Source organism: Paraburkholderia sp. BL23I1N1, from assembly GCF_003610295.1.
GTDB lineage: Bacteria > Pseudomonadota > Gammaproteobacteria > Burkholderiales > Burkholderiaceae > Paraburkholderia.
The window spans coordinates 2,994,478-3,013,064 of record NZ_RAPV01000001.1 but is presented as its reverse complement, the minus strand read 5'-3'; the positions used below and the strand labels follow the sequence as shown (position 1 = coordinate 3,013,064).

Below are 18,587 nucleotides of genomic sequence, written 5' to 3'. Positions count from 1 at the left end.
TCTGATTGTTTCGATGATGCGTGCTGCTGCGTCAATCATCGACGCTTCCCATCTTCAATTTTGTGCTGAGCGATCAGCTCGGCGACTTCAGCCGGAAGGCCACCCATGCGCACAACGGTCACGCGCGAATGTACCCAGCCGGCGCATGGCTCGGAATAGCCCTTCGAGCTGTCGAGCGGCTTGGAGTGGTGACAGGTGAACCGAATGCCTTCGGCCGCGCATTTCAGCGCATCCAGAACGGTTTCCGGGCAGCCGTTCGGGAACGTGCCGCCCTTAAATGCGCATGACGCACAGCGGCGGGGCGCTTCGCCGTCTTCTGCAAGCAGAATTCGTTCACCGCGGTCGGACAGCTTCGCGAGCACGGAGCCCAGCTTGTAGCCTTCAGGCGTCGGACGGTTCGGCACCATGCCGTCAGCTTTGTTGTTTACGGGCTTCATAGCATTCCACCGAACTTATGCGCGGCTTGCCAGAATTCCCATGCGCAGGCTTTGAAGTTTTCGTACAGATCGCGCCCTTGCGCCTGCCAAGCGGCTTCAAACCGTATGCGATCGATTTCGACCTTTTCGGTGGGATCGCCGATATGGCTGGGAGCGGCAGGTAACGGCATCCAATGCGTCGGTGCGTAAATGTCGTCGCCGGTATCATCGAAGAAAAACAGGCTACCGTCATAGTTACATACTGCATAGAAGCGCTCGCGACGCGGGTCGCCGGCATAGTGGGAACTGACGATTACAGTGGCGCCCACGTCGGGCATCGCGTCTTCGACGCAGGTCCATTGGCTCTTTGTCATACGGAACCTCGGTAGGTCTTTGTCAGTGCATGATTGACGGCGTGACCGCGGCGGCGTGCTGCATTAGCGAGCTGAGCCCGATCGTGATGGCTGCTAGATGCCTGTCCGACAAGGCCGAAGTAGCTGTTCGACAGAGCGAGGAAGTCGGCCGCGCCGACGGTGCCGATACGCCTGACGGCCTCGTTGACAGTGCGGCGGCGCGTTGATCGCGTCCATGGCTTGATCACCTGCCCGACGAAGTCAACGCCGCGCGCGACCGGTTGCAGGATCGTCTTGCTTGGATTGAGCTGGACACCGAGGTTCACCGGTAGGAACTCGTCGACGTCAGCCAGCGCGGCATTCAGCCATTCGGCCGATTCATGCAGGAATAGGAAGTCATCGACGTAACGGATGTAGTGCCGCGCGCGCAGCTGGTGCTTCGCATGCTGATCCAGCACATCGAGATAGACGTTGGCGAAAAACTGCGAAGAAAGATTGCCGATCGGCAGCCCACGATTGGCGGTCTGCTCCATCAACCGCTTGTGCGGTGGCACGCGTGCCAGCAATTTCCGGTTGCCTCGGAATTCGAAGTCCGTCCGTGGATCATGCATGAGCACGAGCTCGGTGAGCGAAGCCCAGAATGGCTCGTCAATTTTCGCGAGCAGCAGGGAACGCAGGATCTCCTTGTCGATCGAGACAAAGAAGTTCGCCAAGTCACACTTGAGGTAGTACGCCGGCCGCGACCAGTTCTGCGTGACGCTGCGGATTTTCGCCTCGAGGCGGCGCGCGGCGTAAAGCGTGCCGCGGCCCTTGATGCAGGCGCATGAGTCGGCGATGAATGAGCGCTCGAAGCCCGGGGCGATCCGGTTGTACAACAGGTGATGCACGATGCGATCGCGGAAATCCGACGCCCATACCTCGCGGGGTTTCGGCCGCGTGATCACAAAGCAGATCGAGCGGCCTGGCGCATAGCTGCCGTCGGCCAGATCGTCGTATAGTTTCCGGAGATTGCGCTCCAGATTCGCTTCGAATGTCAGTGCGCTGGCGCTATTGCGCTTCGTGCGGCGGCAGTCTAAATACGCCTCGACCAGTTCGAGGAAGGTGAAATCAGCACTCCCGTTCCAATCTGCGGACGGCACGCGCGCGGAGCGCGTTGTTCTTGTGGTTGTTGTTCTGGTTACCGTTGTTGAAGTTCTGATACCAGGCCCAACCGCATTAATCGTGCTATCTACGTCGCCCGGCCGATCGCTCAGCGGGGAAACTGCGCCGGACCGTGCCGCACGCTGGCGGGCGGTGTCCGTGGTGCGCATGGCGGTGGCCTCGTGAGCCAGCGGCACGACCAGATTGAAAGATCGCTCAGTCATGACGGCCTTGACCTCCATGAAGCGGGCGATTTGCGGCGCGACGCCATCCATTTGCCTGTTTGCCGATGCTGGTGCTGAATTCGATCGTCTTGGCGTAAGCGGGCTTCGAAATCAGGCGCTTATCCATGGCGAGTCTGACCAGCAGCTCAATGACCTGCAAGCGCTCGAGCAACTCCATTAGATGCGGTTCCTTGTTCTCCGCGACGTTGGCGCGAAAAACAAGGACCGTGATCTCGATGCACTCGGTGTTGATCTTCTCGCCGATGGAGCGCTTGAAGTCGCGCTGCATGTTTTTTACGAGGTCAGTAACAACGTCGAGCATGTCGTAAGCGACCTTGTAGATCGGCAGTTGCGTGTGGATGGCCATGCTGATAAATGACTAAATTATTGAAGGATCAATCTGCGGACGGCACGCGCGCGGAGCGCGCTGACCTTGCGGTAGCCGTGCTGGTAACCGTCGTAGAAGTTCTGACACCAGGCCCAACCGCTCTCTTTCTCATGCTGCTGGCCGGACCAGTAATAGGCTGACTGGAACTCACCCTTCAGGTTCGCGAATAGCAGTGACTGCTCGCGTCGAGTCGGCAGTACGCCGCCGCGCTCTGCTGCCCATTTACCGGCCGCTTCCCAGTTGGTGTCTTCGACTTCACCAGGCAACAGGATTAGGTGATAGTCGGCGTCGCCGTTCTCGCCGAGGACCAAACCGGCATAGCGCTCGCCCGGTGCTAGCGTGATCGATGCAGCGGCGACGTGATACACGGTGGCTGCGGCCTGTTTTTCGAAAGCCGCGATCATCTCGGCGAACTTCGTGTGTTCGGCCTTAATGGCCTCAAGCGTAATCGTCATTGCAAACGCTCCTGAAAATTACTGAATTGTTAAATTGGCAATCTGCGGACGGCACGCGCGCGGAGCGCGTGGCCCTTGCGGAGGGTGCTCTGGTTACCGTGGCTGAAGTACTGATACCAGGCCCAACCGCATTCGCGATGGTGGATCTCGTTGCTCCAGTACCATTCCTTCTTGAACTGCTCGCGGAAGCCGGACCACAACATCGCCTGCTCGACGCGCGTCGGAAGATCGCCGCCGATGCTTTTCGCCCACGCGAGCTGTGCTTCGAACGTGGCGTCATCGTTGTCACCCGGTAGAAGCACCACGTGATAGACGTCACCATTCTTGTCGCCAATCGCGCCGACGTAGACTTCGCCTTCTGCCAGTGGGGGAATCTGAAGCTGTTGCATTGCAACTCCTTTGAGAAAAACTGACGTCAGTCAGAAATAGTCGTCTGATGGCTCATCGGCAACGCGCTCACTGAAACGGATGTCGATCGCCGCGAGATTTCCTTCGCTAGGCTCTACGTCCCTCACTTCACGAAAATCGCTGTGCGTGCGCACCGCGACGGTCATGTCCGGATCAAGGCGCCGCAGCGCGTCCATCAGGTCGGAAACGGTCATCGCGTGATTACTCCGTGTGGCGTTTCAGCGTTTCGAGAACCTCGTCCAGCCGCTCGACGGACACACGCGAGAGATCCGCGGTCGAGGTAGCCTTGTCGAGTGCATCCTTCCAGTTCCGGACCGTCTGTACCCCCCCCTGAGCGATGTGTGGCGGAATCTTGCTGGCGCGCAGTTCAATCTGCATGCGCAGTTCGGTCTTGCGGGCTTCACGTGCGGCACGCTTCGCCTCGACGCGCGCCCGTTGCTTCGCGGCGCGCTCTTCATCGGTCATTGGGGTGCGTGGCATGTCAGGCTCCAGCGATCTTTTCGATGTTGATGGCATCAAGGAAATCAATCATCTGGGACGCCTCAGCGCGGGTGAGCCTGATCTCCTTGCTACCTTTCGAGATAGACAGGGTGCCGTTCGAAAAGAAGCCGAACGTGAAATCGGATGCGGCACCTGGCAGTGCCTGAGGTTTCGGGCCGGTCTTGCCAGACGTCGTCGTGGCGCGCTTCACGCCATCCACTTCCTGAATGAGCGATTGCCCAGGGAAGTAGGTGAACACCGTCCTGCCGCCATCGACCGCCTTCAGATCCTTCTTGACCTTGCCTGACTCGATGTGCTTCACCAGTCGCGACTGGACGTCCGACGCAACCAGATCGACCTCGTCGGCGATTTCATTTGCCGTCAGGCCGGGTCGGTCGACGATCAGCTGCAGAATGCTTTCGATGGAGGCCATCGCCTTACTCCAGATCGTTGGCGGCGCGAGACTTGGCATCGCGCTCGACGGGCCGCGCCGCGCCCGCTTCGCGCGCGGCGCGTACCTTCGCACCCAGCTCGAGCACGCGGCGCACTGCCGGGTTTGTAATCGCCGCCATGGCAGAGCCGCGGCAGCGTTGCAGGCGAAACTCGCGAGCAATCATGTCGTCGGTAACAGGGATGGCGGCGCGCATATCAACGCTTCCTCAGGTAGAGCAACCCCAACGCCACACCGGCCGCAGCTGCGGCAACGATGGCAATGGCGAAAAGAATGATTGCGTCCACGATGAATCCAAGAAAAAGCCGCACATACAGGCCGGCATCAAAACGCTCCGGACCAAGGGAGCGCGGGGGGTCATTCGAATTTGTGCGCGTCCAGCATCTGCTGATCAGAGAGCGCGGAGACGGCACACAACCCTCCAATAATTACGCCGAGGGCCGTTCCTGCCAGAAAAGCGCAGAGGATCACTAAACTTGATTGAAAGAGAGTCATCGGTGAGCCTTTTCGGGATCAGGTGTTACGCATCGAAGCGCGGACTTGCTCGGTCTGAGCTTCATCCCATTTCTGAGCCGGCGCGAGAATCAGCACGATCGCGACGAAAGCCGCGCACATGCGCAGGCCGAACTTGAGCGTTTCCATCAGAGCACCCCGGCGCGAAAGGCGACGCAGAGATACCAGAGGCCACCGATAGCAACGCCGGCAGCGAAACAGGCGCAGATCTTCGCGAGCAGCCCAAGGCCGACATATGTCGCCGCGAGCAAATCGTTGTCGTGATAGGTGCGGTTCATCTCAGCACCACACGATCTGGTCATACCCGATCGAGCGCACGAAGCGCGAATTCAAGTATTGGTCGAAATGTGCGGCGAACCGCAGGATGTAATTCGAAGCGTGGACCCGGTAGGTCCTGACGCCATAGTCGCTATAGAACATGGCTGCTCCTCAGATGAACAGCGGGCCGGTAACCTGGCCGATGACGCCGCGATCGCTCGTCGCCGAGAATTCACAGTCACGAAGTACTTCGGCGTAAGAACCGCCCGAAGCATCTTCGATGGCCTGCTCGCGTGCGTCTTCGTAATGCTCGGCTTCCGCGCAAGCGACCTCAGCACCCTGGAAAAGAATCGTGAAGTTAAACATCAGGTCGCCCCTCTTGCGTCGATCTGTGACGCTGTGAGGCAAATATACCCAACAGGTAGATGCTGGTCAATACCCGAGGGGTATATATTTTGAACAGCAAAGAGCCCGCTCGTGGCGGGCTCGTTTTCTTCTGTGGTGAATTCAGGTCTCAGGTTCGCCAACAACCCTGCGTCGTGCGACAGGGAATCTGATGATGACGGCGCCGGGCGGTCCCCTTATCCGGCCTTGCGCGCGTCCCGGGCCTGTGTCGCTTCCCATGTTTCCACGGTGTCTTTGACAAAGCGCCCGATGCGCTCCTGTTCCTGCGGTGGCAGCGCATCAAACCGTCTGCGCTCAACGGCAAATGGCCAGATCGATGAATCAGGTGCGGGCGCTTTCTCCTCTGTTCCATGCAGTCTGTCCATCCATCCGCGGGGCAGCTCGAAAGCGTCTTCAGCCCGATGCACGGGCACATCGCCGAGCTTCTTCGTGGGGTTCTTTCCGATGTAGTTCTGCAGCAGCGGATAGGCCATTTCCAGCTTGCGCGCCAATGCCGCACCGCTCCCCGCTTTCTGAGCGAGGAGCCGCATGTTGGCGAGGCGGATTTCCCAAATGTCCATGCCGCAATTAGACGTGTTTATACCTATTGGGTAAATGTCCCTCGCAGGTATATGTTCGCTTGCAAACATATACCCGGGAGGTATATGATCTGTAGGAAGTGATCGCACAGGTGACCTCTCATGGATTTCAAGTCGTTGTATCAAGGCCTCGCGACGGAAGAGCGCGGGCGTTTCGCAGAGATCGCCGGGACCACCCGGGGCTACATCGAGGTTCACCTGATGACGCGCCGGAAGATCCCGAAGCCTGCGCTCATGGCTGGTCTGGCGGCGGCGTGCAAGGCGTTCGGCTGGCCGGTTACCCAGAAAGAGCTCCTTGCATTTTTCTACCGAACCGCGTCGCCAGAAACGGCGACCGCTGCTTGAAACAAACTTTATTGGTGCTCTGCAGCAACAGCACTCAACTTGTATTGCTAGGGGTTGCCAGCCATGGCCAAGCCGAACATAGAACAGGCGCTGCGGGACGTGCTCACAGGTCCCGACAGAAAGCGTGCAGCCGAACAGATCGGCTGGGATGCATCCGAAGTCAGTCGCTTTCTGAGCGGCCAGCGGGGCGTACTCATTTCCGAGATCGACAAGGCGATCGATGTCGCGGGCTATGCGCTCGTGAGTCGGCCGTATCTCGATGCAATCGCAACCCTGTGCAAGGTCGGCGCGGCATGCGAATGCGCGCGGCAGGGCGCGGGTGAATGTGGCTTGCGATAGGGCGTCCAGATGCTCGAGCAAATCGGTATTGGCTTATTCGGTGTCGCCGCCGTGTTCCTGTCGCAGGACGTGAACATGAACCGTCGTCGCTACGCCTGCCTTTTCGGACTGGTCGCCCAGCCGTTCTGGTTCTACGCCACGTGGAAAGCCCACCAGTGGGGCATTTTCGCGCTGTCGTTTCTCTATGCCGCCAGCTGGCTGCGCGGTTTCGCCAACCACTGGCTTGGGATCCGCATATGAGTTTGCATCACGAAAACATCGCCTGGCGCTTCGAGATCCCGGGCCTGAAGAAGATCGTGCTGCTCGCGATCACGCGTAATGCTCACCTGACGACGCTGGAAGGCTTCATTACGCACCAGCGCCTGTCGCACGAATGCGGCGTCAGCGAGTCGGCGGCGCGCAAGTTCGTTGCCGAGCTGGAGCGCGACGGCTACTTCGTCCGCATGCGCGTGCCGGGCCGCGGTGTTCAGTATCGGCTCACCCTACCGCAGGGGGAGCCGCGCGCATGAGGGCAGCAGACGTTCTCCGCGAGCTGGGTCGGCCGATCGCCTATTACCCGTTCCTGAGCCGCTACCTGGGCGGCGTGAACGCGTCGGTGCTGTTCTGCCAGATCTTCTACTGGCAGGACAAGGCCGCGAGCGACCTGGGCGTGCACAAGACCGTGGAAGAGCTTGAGGAGGAAACGGGTCTGTCCTATGAGGAGCAGCGCAGCGCTCGACGCTCATTGCGGGCCAAAGGCGTGCTGATCGAGACCGCTAAACGAATCGAGCACAAGACCTATTTTCGCATCGATGAAGACGCGCTCGAACTGCTCCTTTCGTCTGATCCGGTGACCAAAAAGCAGGGTTCGAAGTCCGCTGGCACCAAGTCGGAAAAGTCCATTTCCCGAAATGGGAAAAGTCCATCTCGGGAAATGGGAAAAGTCCATCCCGCCAAATCGGGAAACCCTGATTCGCGGGATGGGCAAACCCTCGCTCGCGGGAGTGCAGATCCCCATTCCGTTAACAGTACAGAGACTACTACAGAGACTACAGCAGCAACGCGCGCGACGGACGCTGTGGATAAGTCCGTTGCTGCTGCTGCTGAAAATGAGAAACCGAACCCTGAACCCGAACGCGAACTCACCGATTTGCTGATCTCGCTCGAGCGCGCCCGAGGCAAGGACCTGTCGATCGACCGCAGCCGGGACCGGGTGCACGTGCTGACATGGGTCGGGAAAGGCATTACGCCCCAGCGGCTTCGCGAGGCACATGCGCTGGCGGTGGCTGCGCGTGGCCGCGATGGCGATGATCGGCCGACGTACGCGGGGTTTGTGACGACGTTCATCGATGCCGAGGCAGCACCGGCTGCCGTTGGACAGCCAGATATGGCCGAGTGGTTCCGGTCACCGGAAGGTGTAGATGCACATGGCGCTGAATGCGGCATGCGAGAGCGCAAGGCCGACGAGGACTGGCGCTACTACCGCGTGCTGGTCGCCCGGGCGGCGCGTGATACCGCTGCTGTCGAGTTCGTTCTTTCCGATGCCCAGCGCTTCAACGCTGCGGACCTTTACCAGTTTGCGCGCGTTACCTTTGGCGATGCGCTCATGCCTGTGGACGACTACGCATCATGAGCAAGAACAGGCTCCGCTTCCCGGAAGGCTCAATCGCAGGCGGCCGTGTCGGAACTGCCCGCGTTCGCAGCGAGATCGCCGGCGCGGCGGCGCGTCTTGCATCCGTCGAACCGGTATCGCTCGAATCGCCAATCAAGCAGCTGATCAGCGAAGTGCAGGGACCTCGTACGAAGTACGGCAATCGGAAAGAAATCGTCGACGGGATCAAGTTCGACAGCGAGCGCGAGGCAGCGCGCTACCGCGTGCTGGCGGCGCGCCACAAGGCTGGTGAAATCGCGAACCTGAAGATTCAGGTGCCGTTTGTGGTCGTGCCGGGCACGACGATCGCCGGGAAGAAGCTTCGCGCCCGGCTTTACATCGCCGACTTCGTGTACGAGATGCCGCGCGGCACACCAGTAATCGAGGACGTCAAGGGCATGCGCACGCCGATGTACCTGCTCAAGCGCCATTTGATGAAGGTCGTGCACAACATCGAGATTCAGGAGATCTAGCATGCGCAGAGTCTGGACCGTTCCCGAGCTGAAGACGCTTACCGAGATTTACACCTCAGGCCGCCCGCTCGCCGCGAATCTGCATCTCTTCGGCGGCCGCAGCATCGAGACGATCCGCGCCAAGGCCCGCGCGATCGGGCTGGTGCATCAGTCGTTGCCGACAAAGATCCGTGAACTGATGGCCCCGAAGGATGATGCCGCGGCGGTACCGCGCACGGCGGCCGAGGTCGCAGAGCTGCTCAGCGCTGAGAAACGGTCTGTCCGCGACGTGCTGTCCGCGATGGTGCTGCGCGAGACCGCTCACATCGTCGAATGGCGCGGCTCGTATCACGAGATCGTGTACGTCTTCGGCCCGGGCGAGAACGCGCCGAAGCCCTTGTCGGCGACGCCGGCAGCATACCGAAAGCGCCTCATCGAAAAGCGCAGGAAGGCGGCTGGCATGCCGGCGGGCATGAGCGATACCGAAGTCGACGAGATGTATCGCGCTGGCGATAACTGGTGGCCGCGTGCCGATCCGGTTGTGGTCAGTTCGATCGATGCCATGGTTCGGTCCAAGTGGAGCAATCATGCATGACGCTTTCGTTGGCCCTTTCGTTGGCCTTGCGTTCGGCTGTGCCGCATGTGTGCTATCTACGCGGCGGATCGGTATGCATGACTGGCGGTTCTGGGCCATCTTGGTGTTGATGGGAACGGCCTACGTATTAGGGACATTGGCATGAAGCGCACAGGATTCGTTCGCAAGCCGGGCAAAGCGTACGTGGTGCTGTCGCGCGGCACACCGATGAAGCGCAGCGGCCCAATCAAGTCGCGTCGCAAGCGGCCGACCGTTACCGAAGGTTCGAAGTTCATCGACGCGTGCCGCGGCGAAGAATGCTATCTGCGCGTGCCGGGTATCTGCTGCAGCATCGGTTGGGCTCATCAGTCGGTAGTCGATTGCCATTCGAACCAGAGCCGTCACGGCAAAGCTGGCGCCAGGAAGGCCGACAACGTCTACACCGTGCCTGGCTGCAGCCCGTGTCATGCATGGATCGACCAGAACCGCGTCGGCACACCGAGGCAGGAGAAATACGACGTGTGGGACCGCGCATATGAGCGTTGGGAGCCTGTTCGAGCGGAAAAGATGGGATTGCCATTGCTGGAGGCAGCGTGAGGCTATTGGTTCGCATGTCTCTAGATTTTGAAATTGTGGGTGCGACGCAGGAGTCATCGCAGCAATTCGAGTGTCTGGTGAGCCGCGTGCGACTCCCGATCCACGATGCTGGGAAGCGCGCATATCTGTGTGTCGATGTCGATTTGCCGCCGCAATATCGCGATCTGGCGGCGCGCCGGCTCTTTAATGCTGATGGCACATGCCGCGTCGAGGCGCTGCTGAAGGACAACCGGAAGTCGCTGGCGCCGTTCTTCGAGAGTGGCGACGCGGAGTGGGACGTGCGAGGTATGGAATGAATTTCGACGAGCTGAAAGGCGCTGAACTCGATTACTGGACCGCACGCGCAGAGGGATTCATCGCCGAGCTGCGCACGATGTACGGACAAAGCTATTGCCGGATCGATGTCGTGCCATCTGGCTATTCGATCTACGAACCGACGAAGAATTCGCAGCTCGCGGCCGACATCGCATTCCGCTGCAAGTACACGCTTTACCCGCATCCGTGCCTGGACGAAACAGGCATTCAAAAAACTATATGGCTTGCCGAAGCGCAAATGAACCGGCGGTATCACGGGATGTTCACCGACGAGTCGCCGCAAATTGCGATCTGCCGCCTTCGCGTCGCGGAGCAGTTTGCTGTTGGCGAGATTGAAATCGGCGCCGCGGCGGCGCGCTTGCCAGATCACGTCTATGAGTCCCGCGCGCTTCGTTTCTTGACAGATGTGCAGGCTGAACAGAGCTATTTTCGGTGGCGCGCGCGGTCGACAAATCACTCGGAGTATTTCCATCATGTATGAGCCATTCATCTATCCGGCGCTTCACATTCTTTACGGTGCTGCGCGGCAGCGCAATGAAGAAATAGCGGCGGCGCGCACCACTTTTGATCCCAACGTAATCGATCTGCCGCCCGAGGCAGTGCGGGAGATCAAGGAAGTGCCGCTTCTAGCGCTCGAAGATCATCGGCGGCGCGATTGACTGCTTTACTCACCACCAGGAGAGGCACGTGACGAAGAACTATATTGGAACCAAGATCATCACCGCATGGCATGAAGAGCGGGACGGCAGAGAAGGCTATGCCGTGAAATACGAAGATGGCTACATGAGCTGGTCGCCGAAAGAAACTTTCGAAGCGGCATATCGGGTCATCGAGGGTGACGCACAGTCTCTGACGTTTGGTGATGCGGTCGCGATGCTGAAGGCCGGCATGAAGGTCGCGCGCTCCGGATGGAACGGTAAGGGCATGTTCCTGTTCCTCGTACCTGGCAGCACGTTCTCGGTGAACCGGCCGCCATTGCTCGGTATCTATCCGGAGGGCACGCAGATCGATTATTGCCCGCACATCGATATGAAGACGGCGGACGGCAAGATTGTGCCGTGGCTCGCCTCGCAGACCGATGTGATGGCTGAAGACTGGCAAGTTCTCGGCTAGGCGCGCTTATGAATGCCCCACTGCGCTCGCATGGTCTGGAGGTAACAGCAATTGTTCGGCGTTGTGCCGGCAAGAACCGATATCCGGATGAAGCGACGGCGCGTGCGGCGGGGCTGCATTACATCGAGGTCGGGCAATCGCCTGAGTTGTGGTTTTACCGGTGCCAGATTTGTAACGGGTATCACTTGAGCAGCAAGGACAACGGCCGTAAGTCCAACGTCAAATACGGCATGAATCTACCCATCAAGGAAATATCGTGAGCGACCCTGTAGCCGAAGCATCAGCAAAGATCGCCGCCGACGCGGCGCCCAGCAGCAGCGAGCCGAGCATTATCAGTGAGATCGTCGATGAGTTCAAAAGCCTCGGCGAGAAGGTCGAGCACCTGATTCACCCGGGTGCTGAGAGCGCGGCTGCCGAATCGAACGCGCCGGCGGTCGCGCAGCCGGGGGAACCCATTGCGGCGGCTGCGGATGCCGCGCTGAGCTCCAAGCCGGTCGGTGCCTCGTCTGTCGGTTCTACGGAGAGTTCGGCGACTGTGAGTGAAGCGGGAAACGTCCAGGCGGCGATAACCGCTTTATCACCGGCGCCGAGTTCCACGCCATCTGCGCCGACATCGCCCGAGACATCAACACCGTCTGCGGAGGGTATGGCTGAAGTCCCAAACGTCGCTGCATCGCCTGCGGAAAGCACGTCCGCAAGCGACACCTCATCGTCTGTGAGCAATGCCTTGCAAGACGTCGGCACATCGACCGTGGCCGTGGTCGACTCGGCTAAGAGGGAAGCCGCGAGGAGCGCGCTCGCGCGCTTGCGCTCGCACCTATGGACATTCGAATCTGGAGCCGTGGCGAGCCTGCATGCGGATCTCGATAAGCTCGAATCGATTCTTTAGACCGTGTCGAAGTTTCGCGAAATTCTGGCTCGGCGCCGCGCCGAGGTTGCTACCCAGTGGCAGCTGTTCAATGCGGTTTTCGAGTCAGAGCTTGCTCCCGATCGCATCCCAGCCGAGAGACTGGAGGTTCTCCGAACCGTGATGTGGTCGGCATGGCGCGCTTGCGCCTATACCAACGGAATCATCACGGAGCCAAAAGATGACCAGAAAACCAGCAATGTCAGCTGAGGATAAGCGCTGGCGCGCTGAGTCCGATGCGGAGACGCTCGCGCGTGCCGAAGAGATCAAAGCCGATCGCATGCGTCATGGCGCCGCGAAGCAGCATGCGGCCAAGAAAGCTGAGCGCTATGCGAGCGTAACGAAATCTGGAGGGAAGAAGTGAAAGACAAACCCGCCAAAAAGATGACCCTCAAGACAGCTGAGCGCAAATATGAAGGCTCGCCGGCTGACAGGAAGGCCGATAAGGCTGGCGCCGAGAAGCTCATGAAGCGGGCCAATGGCGGCAAACCGAAGGGCAAGGAAAAGCCGTGATCCAAGTTCTCGAAGTATTCATATTTCTGTTCGTAATCTATCTCCTGACGGGACGATAGATCATGGGTCGCAAGTCTGCTTTGACGCCGGAGCAGTGGGCTGAAGTCGAGCGGCGCCTCATCGCGGGTGAGGCGCGGCGCGCGCTCGCGCGGGAGTTTGGAATCTCCGAAGCGGCCATCCGGCAGAAATTATCATCCCGCGTAGATTCAATAAAAACCGTTGCAAATCAATTGGCTACGGCCAATACGGCTTTGCAACGCCTTCCAATAGCTTCGCAGATAACTGCGCAAAACCTCGCAGCGCGCCTCATGTCGGTGAGCGAGCATCTGCTCGCGGCAGCGGATTATGGCGCGGCGACCGCACGACGACTCGCGGGCATTGCGCACACGAAGTCGGCTGAGATCGACGATGCTAATCCGCTGACACCTGAGGGCGTCGAAGCGCTCAAGGGAATCTCTGCGCTGACGCGAATGGCGAACGACGCCAGCGAGATCGGCGTGAACCTGTTACGTGCAAACAAGGAAGCTGTCGAGGACATCAACAAGCGCAATGCCGAGGGCAGTCGCGTCGAAAACTATACGGATGAACAACTTGACCAGCTCATCGCCCAGCACAGCGCAGCCCTCGGAATCGATCCGGCTCGCCAAGGCTGAGCTGCTCGCCGCGCTGCTCGAGAAAGCGGAGCGACGCGCGAAGAACCGACTCGCTTTTTACACGCCATATGAATGGCAGGCGAAATTCTTTGCCGCCGGCGCGGAGAACCGCCAGCGTCTGCTGATGGCCGCGAACCGCGTCGGCAAGACGGAGAGCGCGGCGTTTGAGATGGCAATGCACCTGACCGGCCGCTATCCGGACTGGTGGGAAGGCTATCGCTTCAAGCGGCCTATTCGCGCTTGGGCGCTAGGCGTTTCAGGTGAGCAAATACGGGACGTGATCCAACGCAAGCTGCTCGGCGACTTCGATGGTGATCGCCCGAACGGCAAAGGCACGATCCCGGCTGAATGCATTGGCGACTTCATCCGCTCGCCACAGACGAAGAACCTGATCAAGGATGTGCAGATCAAGCACGTGAGCGGCGGCTGGTCGAGCCTGTCGCTGAAGGCCTATGAGCAGGGCCAGCATGTGCTGATGGGCGACTCGATCGATTACATCTGGATCGACGAAGAGCCACGCGATCAGGATATTTACCCGCAGTGTCTGACGCGCACGCTGACTGGCGACGACAACCGCGGCGGCCTGGTGACGCTGACGTTCACGCCGGAAAACGGCATGACGCCGCTGGTGTCGCAGTTCATGGAGGACATCAAGGAAGGCCAGTTCCTCCTGAATGTCACCTGGGCCGACGCGCCTCACCTGACAGAACAGGCGAAGGCGCAGATCCTCGCGGCGTATCCGGCCTACCAGCGTGAGATGCGTTCGAAGGGCGTTCCGGCTGTCGGCGCCGGGTTGATATTCACGGTGCCCGATGAACAGATCACCATTCAACCTTTCCAGATTCCGCCGCACTGGTTCGTACTGAACGGCCTCGACTTCGGCTGGGATCACCCGCAGGCGCATGTGCAGCTGGCGCATGATCGCGACGCCGACGCGATCTATGTCACGCATGCATGGCGGGCCAGCCAGAAAGACGCCTCGCAGGCCCGCATCGCGACGCAGGGCTGGGCGAAGGACGTGCCATACGCATGGCCGCACGATGGTCTGCAGCACGAAAAAGGCGGTGGCGAAGTGCTGAAGAAGCAATACGCCGACGCGGGTTTCAAGATGCTCGGCGTGCACGCGACCTGGCCTTCTGGCGGTTACAGCGTCGAGGCTGGCTTGTGGGAGATGCAGAACCGGATGGAGAACGGCACGTGGAAGGTTTTCGCGAACCTCACCGACTGGTTCGAAGAGAAGCGCCTATACCACCGCGACAAGAACGGCCAGATCGTGAAGGAGCGCGACGACTTGCTATCAGCCTCGCGTTATGCCTACATGATGCGGCGCCTCGCCGTCATCAACAAAGCGGCTGAGCCGAAAGGCTCGATTGCCATTCCTCGAACTGCGAGTCATTGGAACAACCTGCGATGAAATATATCGATGACGCACTGCTAATGCGTCCCTGCAATGTCGGCCTATGTATCGACGAGCGCGTGTATCTGCGCGAGATGCGGCGGTTCAAGATTAAGTCCCCGAGCCCATTTGTCATTCCGGGGATGGCAGCCACCATGCATTGGCTTGACGATACGACGGGCGTCGGGGAGAGCGTGGCGATCGTATGCGTTGATATGGAGCGCATGAGGGGCACAGATGGCATTCAGTTGGCCTGCATGCTCGTGCACGAGTGCGTGCATATCTTCCAGAATATTTGTAAGCATTGGGGTGAAGAGGCGCCGAGTGCTGAGTTTGAGGCGTACGCGATCCAGCGCCTCAGTCAGCAACTGATGTATATGTTTTGCGAACTTCGACCGGAACTGCGCATAACCGTTTGACGTTAAAAGCGCTATCGATTAGCTATATGCAATTGGATAATTCTATCAATTGCGGCGGAAAAGATGGCAAAGACGAAGGCAGAGATTCATGCGGCGGTCGTTGAAGAGTCGCTGACCAGCTTCGACATGGCTTACAAGTCGCAGCAGGAAATCCGGCTCAAATGCCTTCAGGATCGCCGCTTTGTCTATGTCGACGGTGCGCAGTGGGAAGACGCGCTTCGCCTGCAGTTCGACAACAAGCCACGCTTCGAGGTCAACAAGCTGCACATGGCCTGTGTGCGCATCTTCAGCGAGTACCGCAACAATCGCATCTCGGTTGACTACCGGCCCAAGGATGACGATGCGGACGATGAGACCGCCAATCTGCTGAATGACCTATACCGCGCCGATGAGCAGCGCAGCGGCGGTCAGGAGGCTTACGACAACGCGTTCGACGAGGGCATTGCTGGAGGCTTTGGCGCCTGGCGTCTGCGCAACAGCTACACCGACGAATACGATGAGGATGATGAGACGCAGCAGATCTGCTTCGAGCCGATCTACGATGCCGACTCATCGGTTTTCTGGAGTCTCGACGGCAAGAAGTACGACAAGAGCGACGCGTCGCGATGCTGGGTGATCAGCTCGATGGACCGCGAGGAATATGCGGAGAAGTACGGCAGCACGGGCGATGCCGATCCGTTTGGCGGTGCAGCAATGGGCCAGCCGGCGACGTTCCGCAAAGTCCAGAAGATGACCGAGTTCGACTGGTACACGCCGGACGTCGTCTACATCGCTGAGTATTACCGCATCGAGGATGTGAAGCGCAAGCTGCACGTGTTCCGGTTGCTCAACCAGAACCAGAAGGACATCAAGGTCGAAGACGCAGACCTCACCGACGAGTATCGTAAGGATCTGGAGGACCAGGGTTATCAGCACATCCGTGAGCGCACCGTCAAGAAACGCCGCGTGCGCAAGTGGATTCACGATGGCGGTGTCGTGCTGGAAGACTGCGGCTTCATCGCTGGTCCGAATATCCCGGTTGTGCCGTATTACGCCAAGCGGGCATATATCGACAATCAGGAGCGCATCATGGGCCACGTGCGGCTCGGCAAGGATGCGCAGCGCCTGTTCAACATGCAGATCTCGCTGCTCGCGCTGATTGCCGCGCTGTCGCCGCGGCAGAAGCCGATCTTTACGCCCGAGCAGATCAAGGGCCACGAAACCACGTGGGCCAACGACAACATTGATGACAACCCGTATCTGCTGATCAACGCCATCACGAACATGAATGGCGAGGAAATTCCGGCAGGCCCGATCGGTACAACGCAGCCGCCTGCCATTCCGCCGGCGATGATCGCGCTCACCGAGCTCACTGCATCGGCAATTCAGGAAGTGACCGGCGAGCAGGAAGCGGGCGAGCAGGTTGTGTCGAACGTCAGTGCCAAGGCTGTCGAGCTGGTGCAGAACAAGATCGACATGCAGGCCTTCATCTACATGGACAACATGGGCAAGTCGATGAAGCGCTGCGGCGAGATCTGGCTCGGCATGGCCCGCGAGCTGTACGACGAGGAAGATCGCCGCATGACAACGATCGGTAAGGACGGAGCACAGGGCGTCGCGCGCCTGCATCAACCAAAGATCATCGACGGTGCCGCGCGCGTGACGAATGACCCATCGAAGGGGAAATATGAGGTCACTGTCGACGTCGGCCCGAACTTCACCAGCCGGCGCGATGCCACCGTGCGAGCGCTCACCGGCATGCTGCAGTTCGTGCAGGATCCGCAGCTGGCGTCGATTCTGTCGTCGCTGATCCTGTCGAACATGGACGGCGAAGGCCTCGACGACCTGAAGGAATATCTGCACAAGATGCTCGTCAAGCAGGGCGTCATCAAGCCCAATGAGGCTGAACAGCGCGAAATGGCCGCGGCCGCACAGGCGCAGGCGAACCAGCCGCCCGATCCGCAGAGCCAGTTCTACATGGCGTCCGCGCAGGAAGCGAGCGCGCGCGCCGGCAAGGCGCAGGCCGATACGGTCAAGACCTATGCGGATGCCGCAAACAGCCGTGCCGATGCCATTGCGAAGCTTTCTGATGCCCACACGAATCGCCTTCAGGCGGCAATGGACATCCTCAATACGCTGATCCAGCAAACCAACCAGGACGCGACAGCCGCCGCCGGTGCGCCGGCTGCTGCAGCTCCGGTTCCTCCGCAAGCCGCTTCCGCGATGCAGCAACCTGCTATGGCGCAATAGCGTCTTGCTTTTGATTTGCAAAAGCTATAGAAATACGCAATCAGGCCACCGCAGCGCCTCAAGCTGTGAGTTGACACGGGATTTTCATGGACACAACGGCAGAAACGCCCAACGAGAATGAACATGTAATCGCTGAAATTGAGGTCGATCTGGAAGGCCAGACGGCCACCACTGCCGAAGTAACGCAACCCGCCCATGGCGATGGCGTTGCTGCGGAAGGTGAAGAAGACAGCGAAGCAGTCATTCAGTTTGGCGACGAGGAAGCGCCGGCCTCAGGCGAAGAAGGGCAGGAAAACGCCCCGCAATGGGTTAAGGATCTCCGGAAGCAGAATCGCGAACTCACACGGAAGCTCCGTGAGAAAGAAGCGAGCGAAGCTGTCTCCCGGCCAACGCAAGCACCTGCAGTTCCCACGCTCGGCCCGAAGCCGAAGCTTGAGAACTTCGACTACGACGAAGGCAAGTTCGATGCGGCAGTCGGCAAGTGGTACGCCGATAAGGCCGAAGTCGATGCTGCTGCGGCGAAGGTCAACGCAGAAGCCGAAGCGCGCGAGCGTGGCAACCAGGAACGTCTGGCGGCCTACGAGCGCGGCGCGAAGGCGCTACGCATCAAGGACTTCAAGGAACTGGAAGCGACGGTTGTTATCGAGCTTTCGCCGGTGCAGCAGGGCATCTTGCTGGCTGGTTCCGACAAGCCTGAAGTACTGGTAGCTGCGTTGGGCAAGTATCCGAACAAATTGCGTGACCTCGCCAAAATCACAGATCCCGTCCGGTTCGCATTCGCGGCAGGCAAGCTCGAAAAGGAGTTGAAAGTGTCCACCCGCAATGCAACCAAAGCCGCGCCAGAAGCGCGCGTTTCGTCATCGGCTGCTGCTCCGGCGGCTGGCGGTGGCGAGAAGAAACTGGAGCAGCTGCGGGCCGAGGCGGAAAAGACTGGCGATTATTCGAAGGTCCTCTCCTACAAGGCACAGCTTAAACGGGCGCAACAACAGCGCTAGTTCGCCGCAGTTGCTCTCTGTCAACTCGGGATAGAGGACAA

General features: G+C 59.6%; 36 protein-coding genes and 1 pseudogene. 22 read left to right on the top strand and 15 right to left on the bottom strand.

Translation table 11 applies throughout. The features are described from left to right. Positions 1–35: 35 nt before the first annotated feature. The 15 genes from B0G76_RS14160 to B0G76_RS14105 form a co-directional block, all read right to left on the bottom strand. Entirely contained in the window at positions 36–407 is a 372-nt protein-coding gene (locus B0G76_RS14160) for a hypothetical protein (protein WP_147394049.1), read from the bottom strand. A 26-nt stretch (positions 408–433) separates the two neighbouring features. Beyond that, a complete protein-coding gene (locus B0G76_RS14155; protein ID WP_120293045.1) occupies positions 434–790 on the bottom strand; it encodes a DUF551 domain-containing protein in 357 nt (118 codons plus the stop codon). Next, the gene (locus B0G76_RS14150; RefSeq protein WP_259460831.1) at positions 787–1,806 is read right to left on the bottom strand and encodes an RNA-directed DNA polymerase; all 1,020 of its coding nucleotides are present in this window, start codon (positions 1,804–1,806) and stop codon (positions 787–789) included. The genes B0G76_RS14155 and B0G76_RS14150 overlap by 4 nt, the downstream gene beginning before the upstream one ends. A gap of 319 nt (positions 1,807–2,125) precedes the next feature. Beyond that, entirely contained in the window at positions 2,126–2,500 is a 375-nt protein-coding gene (locus B0G76_RS14145; RefSeq protein ID WP_120293043.1) for a four helix bundle protein, read from the bottom strand. A gap of 17 nt (positions 2,501–2,517) precedes the next feature. Then, a complete protein-coding gene (locus tag B0G76_RS14140; RefSeq protein ID WP_120293041.1) occupies positions 2,518–2,976 on the bottom strand; it encodes a DUF1566 domain-containing protein in 459 nt (152 codons plus the stop codon). Positions 2,977–3,005: 29 nt separating this feature from the next. Beyond that, positions 3,006–3,365, bottom strand: a complete 360-nt coding sequence (locus B0G76_RS14135; protein WP_120293039.1) for a DUF1566 domain-containing protein — start codon at positions 3,363–3,365, stop codon at positions 3,006–3,008. A 30-nt stretch (positions 3,366–3,395) separates the two neighbouring features. After that, a complete protein-coding gene (locus tag B0G76_RS14130; protein WP_120293037.1) occupies positions 3,396–3,578 on the bottom strand; it encodes a hypothetical protein in 183 nt (60 codons plus the stop codon). Between the two features lie 7 nt (positions 3,579–3,585). Next, positions 3,586–3,864 (bottom strand): hypothetical protein, encoded by a 279-nt coding sequence (locus tag B0G76_RS14125; protein ID WP_147394048.1) that lies wholly within the window; start codon positions 3,862–3,864, stop codon positions 3,586–3,588. Between the two features lies 1 nt (position 3,865). After that, a complete protein-coding gene (locus B0G76_RS14120) occupies positions 3,866–4,297 on the bottom strand; it encodes a hypothetical protein (RefSeq protein WP_120293033.1) in 432 nt (143 codons plus the stop codon). 4 nt (positions 4,298–4,301) lie between these two features. Continuing rightward, a complete protein-coding gene (locus tag B0G76_RS14115; protein WP_120293031.1) occupies positions 4,302–4,511 on the bottom strand; it encodes a hypothetical protein in 210 nt (69 codons plus the stop codon). A 317-nt stretch (positions 4,512–4,828) separates the two neighbouring features. Beyond that, positions 4,829–4,957: a hypothetical protein gene (locus tag B0G76_RS43770; RefSeq protein WP_259460577.1), complete on the bottom strand. Its 129-nt coding sequence runs from the start codon at positions 4,955–4,957 to the stop codon at positions 4,829–4,831. After that, positions 4,957–5,106, bottom strand: a complete 150-nt coding sequence (locus B0G76_RS42880; RefSeq protein WP_183082050.1) for a hypothetical protein — start codon at positions 5,104–5,106, stop codon at positions 4,957–4,959. The genes B0G76_RS43770 and B0G76_RS42880 overlap by 1 nt, the downstream gene beginning before the upstream one ends. 1 nt (position 5,107) lies before the next feature. Next, a complete protein-coding gene (locus tag B0G76_RS42875) occupies positions 5,108–5,248 on the bottom strand; it encodes a hypothetical protein (protein ID WP_183082049.1) in 141 nt (46 codons plus the stop codon). A 9-nt stretch (positions 5,249–5,257) separates the two neighbouring features. Continuing rightward, positions 5,258–5,452, bottom strand: coding sequence for a hypothetical protein (locus tag B0G76_RS14110; RefSeq protein WP_120293029.1), 195 nt, complete (start codon positions 5,450–5,452; stop codon positions 5,258–5,260). Positions 5,453–5,667: 215 nt separating this feature from the next. Next, positions 5,668–6,051, bottom strand: coding sequence for a hypothetical protein (locus B0G76_RS14105; RefSeq protein WP_120293027.1), 384 nt, complete (start codon positions 6,049–6,051; stop codon positions 5,668–5,670). 120 nt (positions 6,052–6,171) lie between these two features. Between B0G76_RS14105 and B0G76_RS14100 the strand changes: the two genes are divergently transcribed. The 22 genes and pseudogenes from B0G76_RS14100 to B0G76_RS14010 all read left to right on the top strand — a co-directional run bounded on the left by B0G76_RS14100 (position 6,172) and on the right by B0G76_RS14010 (position 18,546). Continuing rightward, on the top strand, positions 6,172–6,414 hold the full coding sequence (locus B0G76_RS14100) for a hypothetical protein (protein WP_120293025.1): 243 nt from the start codon (positions 6,172–6,174) through the stop codon (positions 6,412–6,414). A gap of 63 nt (positions 6,415–6,477) precedes the next feature. Next, complete coding sequence (locus B0G76_RS14095) at positions 6,478–6,753, top strand: DNA-binding protein (protein WP_120293023.1); 276 nt, start codon at positions 6,478–6,480, stop codon at positions 6,751–6,753. 9 nt (positions 6,754–6,762) lie between these two features. Beyond that, positions 6,763–6,993, top strand: coding sequence for a hypothetical protein (locus tag B0G76_RS14090; protein WP_120293021.1), 231 nt, complete (start codon positions 6,763–6,765; stop codon positions 6,991–6,993). After that, positions 6,990–7,262: a winged helix-turn-helix domain-containing protein gene (locus tag B0G76_RS14085; protein WP_120293019.1), complete on the top strand. Its 273-nt coding sequence runs from the start codon at positions 6,990–6,992 to the stop codon at positions 7,260–7,262. Before B0G76_RS14090 ends, B0G76_RS14085 begins: the two co-directional genes overlap by 4 nt. After that, entirely contained in the window at positions 7,259–8,365 is a 1,107-nt protein-coding gene (locus B0G76_RS14080) for a hypothetical protein (protein ID WP_120293017.1), read from the top strand. Before B0G76_RS14085 ends, B0G76_RS14080 begins: the two co-directional genes overlap by 4 nt. Then, complete coding sequence (locus B0G76_RS14075) at positions 8,362–8,856, top strand: DUF1064 domain-containing protein (RefSeq protein WP_120293015.1); 495 nt, start codon at positions 8,362–8,364, stop codon at positions 8,854–8,856. Before B0G76_RS14080 ends, B0G76_RS14075 begins: the two co-directional genes overlap by 4 nt. Position 8,857: 1 nt before the next feature. Next, positions 8,858–9,430: a hypothetical protein gene (locus B0G76_RS14070; RefSeq protein ID WP_120293013.1), complete on the top strand. Its 573-nt coding sequence runs from the start codon at positions 8,858–8,860 to the stop codon at positions 9,428–9,430. 141 nt (positions 9,431–9,571) lie between these two features. After that, on the top strand, positions 9,572–10,006 hold the full coding sequence (locus B0G76_RS14065) for a DUF1364 family protein (protein ID WP_120293011.1): 435 nt from the start codon (positions 9,572–9,574) through the stop codon (positions 10,004–10,006). Positions 10,007–10,020: 14 nt separating this feature from the next. Continuing rightward, complete coding sequence (locus tag B0G76_RS14060; RefSeq protein WP_120293009.1) at positions 10,021–10,302, top strand: hypothetical protein; 282 nt, start codon at positions 10,021–10,023, stop codon at positions 10,300–10,302. Continuing rightward, positions 10,299–10,802 carry a DUF2591 family protein gene (locus B0G76_RS14055; RefSeq protein WP_120293007.1) on the top strand — a complete coding sequence of 168 codons (504 nt, stop codon included), beginning with the start codon at positions 10,299–10,301 and terminating at the stop codon, positions 10,800–10,802. Before B0G76_RS14060 ends, B0G76_RS14055 begins: the two co-directional genes overlap by 4 nt. Then, positions 10,795–10,980, top strand: coding sequence for a hypothetical protein (locus B0G76_RS14050; protein ID WP_120293005.1), 186 nt, complete (start codon positions 10,795–10,797; stop codon positions 10,978–10,980). The genes B0G76_RS14055 and B0G76_RS14050 overlap by 8 nt, the downstream gene beginning before the upstream one ends. Positions 10,981–11,008: 28 nt before the next feature. Beyond that, positions 11,009–11,434 (top strand): DUF2829 domain-containing protein, encoded by a 426-nt coding sequence (locus tag B0G76_RS14045; protein WP_120293003.1) that lies wholly within the window; start codon positions 11,009–11,011, stop codon positions 11,432–11,434. Between the two features lie 8 nt (positions 11,435–11,442). Next, complete coding sequence (locus tag B0G76_RS42470) at positions 11,443–11,694, top strand: hypothetical protein (protein ID WP_147394047.1); 252 nt, start codon at positions 11,443–11,445, stop codon at positions 11,692–11,694. Continuing rightward, a complete protein-coding gene (locus B0G76_RS14040; RefSeq protein ID WP_120293001.1) occupies positions 11,691–12,323 on the top strand; it encodes a hypothetical protein in 633 nt (210 codons plus the stop codon). The genes B0G76_RS42470 and B0G76_RS14040 overlap by 4 nt, the downstream gene beginning before the upstream one ends. A 199-nt stretch (positions 12,324–12,522) precedes the next feature. Beyond that, a complete protein-coding gene (locus tag B0G76_RS42465) occupies positions 12,523–12,705 on the top strand; it encodes a hypothetical protein (protein ID WP_147394046.1) in 183 nt (60 codons plus the stop codon). Further along, positions 12,702–12,854, top strand: coding sequence for a hypothetical protein (locus B0G76_RS42870; RefSeq protein WP_183082048.1), 153 nt, complete (start codon positions 12,702–12,704; stop codon positions 12,852–12,854). Before B0G76_RS42465 ends, B0G76_RS42870 begins: the two co-directional genes overlap by 4 nt. Positions 12,855–12,916: 62 nt before the next feature. After that, positions 12,917–13,036, top strand: a pseudogene (locus B0G76_RS43765) (helix-turn-helix domain-containing protein); the annotation flags it as partial. A 126-nt stretch (positions 13,037–13,162) separates the two neighbouring features. Continuing rightward, positions 13,163–13,507 carry a hypothetical protein gene (locus tag B0G76_RS43760; protein WP_259460889.1) on the top strand — a complete coding sequence of 115 codons (345 nt, stop codon included), beginning with the start codon at positions 13,163–13,165 and terminating at the stop codon, positions 13,505–13,507. Then, the gene (locus B0G76_RS14025; RefSeq protein ID WP_183082047.1) at positions 13,446–14,921 is read left to right on the top strand and encodes a terminase large subunit domain-containing protein; all 1,476 of its coding nucleotides are present in this window, start codon (positions 13,446–13,448) and stop codon (positions 14,919–14,921) included. Before B0G76_RS43760 ends, B0G76_RS14025 begins: the two co-directional genes overlap by 62 nt. Further along, the gene (locus B0G76_RS14020; RefSeq protein ID WP_120292993.1) at positions 14,918–15,322 is read left to right on the top strand and encodes a hypothetical protein; all 405 of its coding nucleotides are present in this window, start codon (positions 14,918–14,920) and stop codon (positions 15,320–15,322) included. Before B0G76_RS14025 ends, B0G76_RS14020 begins: the two co-directional genes overlap by 4 nt. A gap of 63 nt (positions 15,323–15,385) precedes the next feature. Then, positions 15,386–17,551, top strand: a complete 2,166-nt coding sequence (locus tag B0G76_RS14015) for a portal protein (protein ID WP_120292991.1) — start codon at positions 15,386–15,388, stop codon at positions 17,549–17,551. A gap of 86 nt (positions 17,552–17,637) precedes the next feature. Then, complete coding sequence (locus tag B0G76_RS14010) at positions 17,638–18,546, top strand: hypothetical protein (RefSeq protein WP_120292989.1); 909 nt, start codon at positions 17,638–17,640, stop codon at positions 18,544–18,546. Positions 18,547–18,587 lie beyond the last annotated feature (41 nt).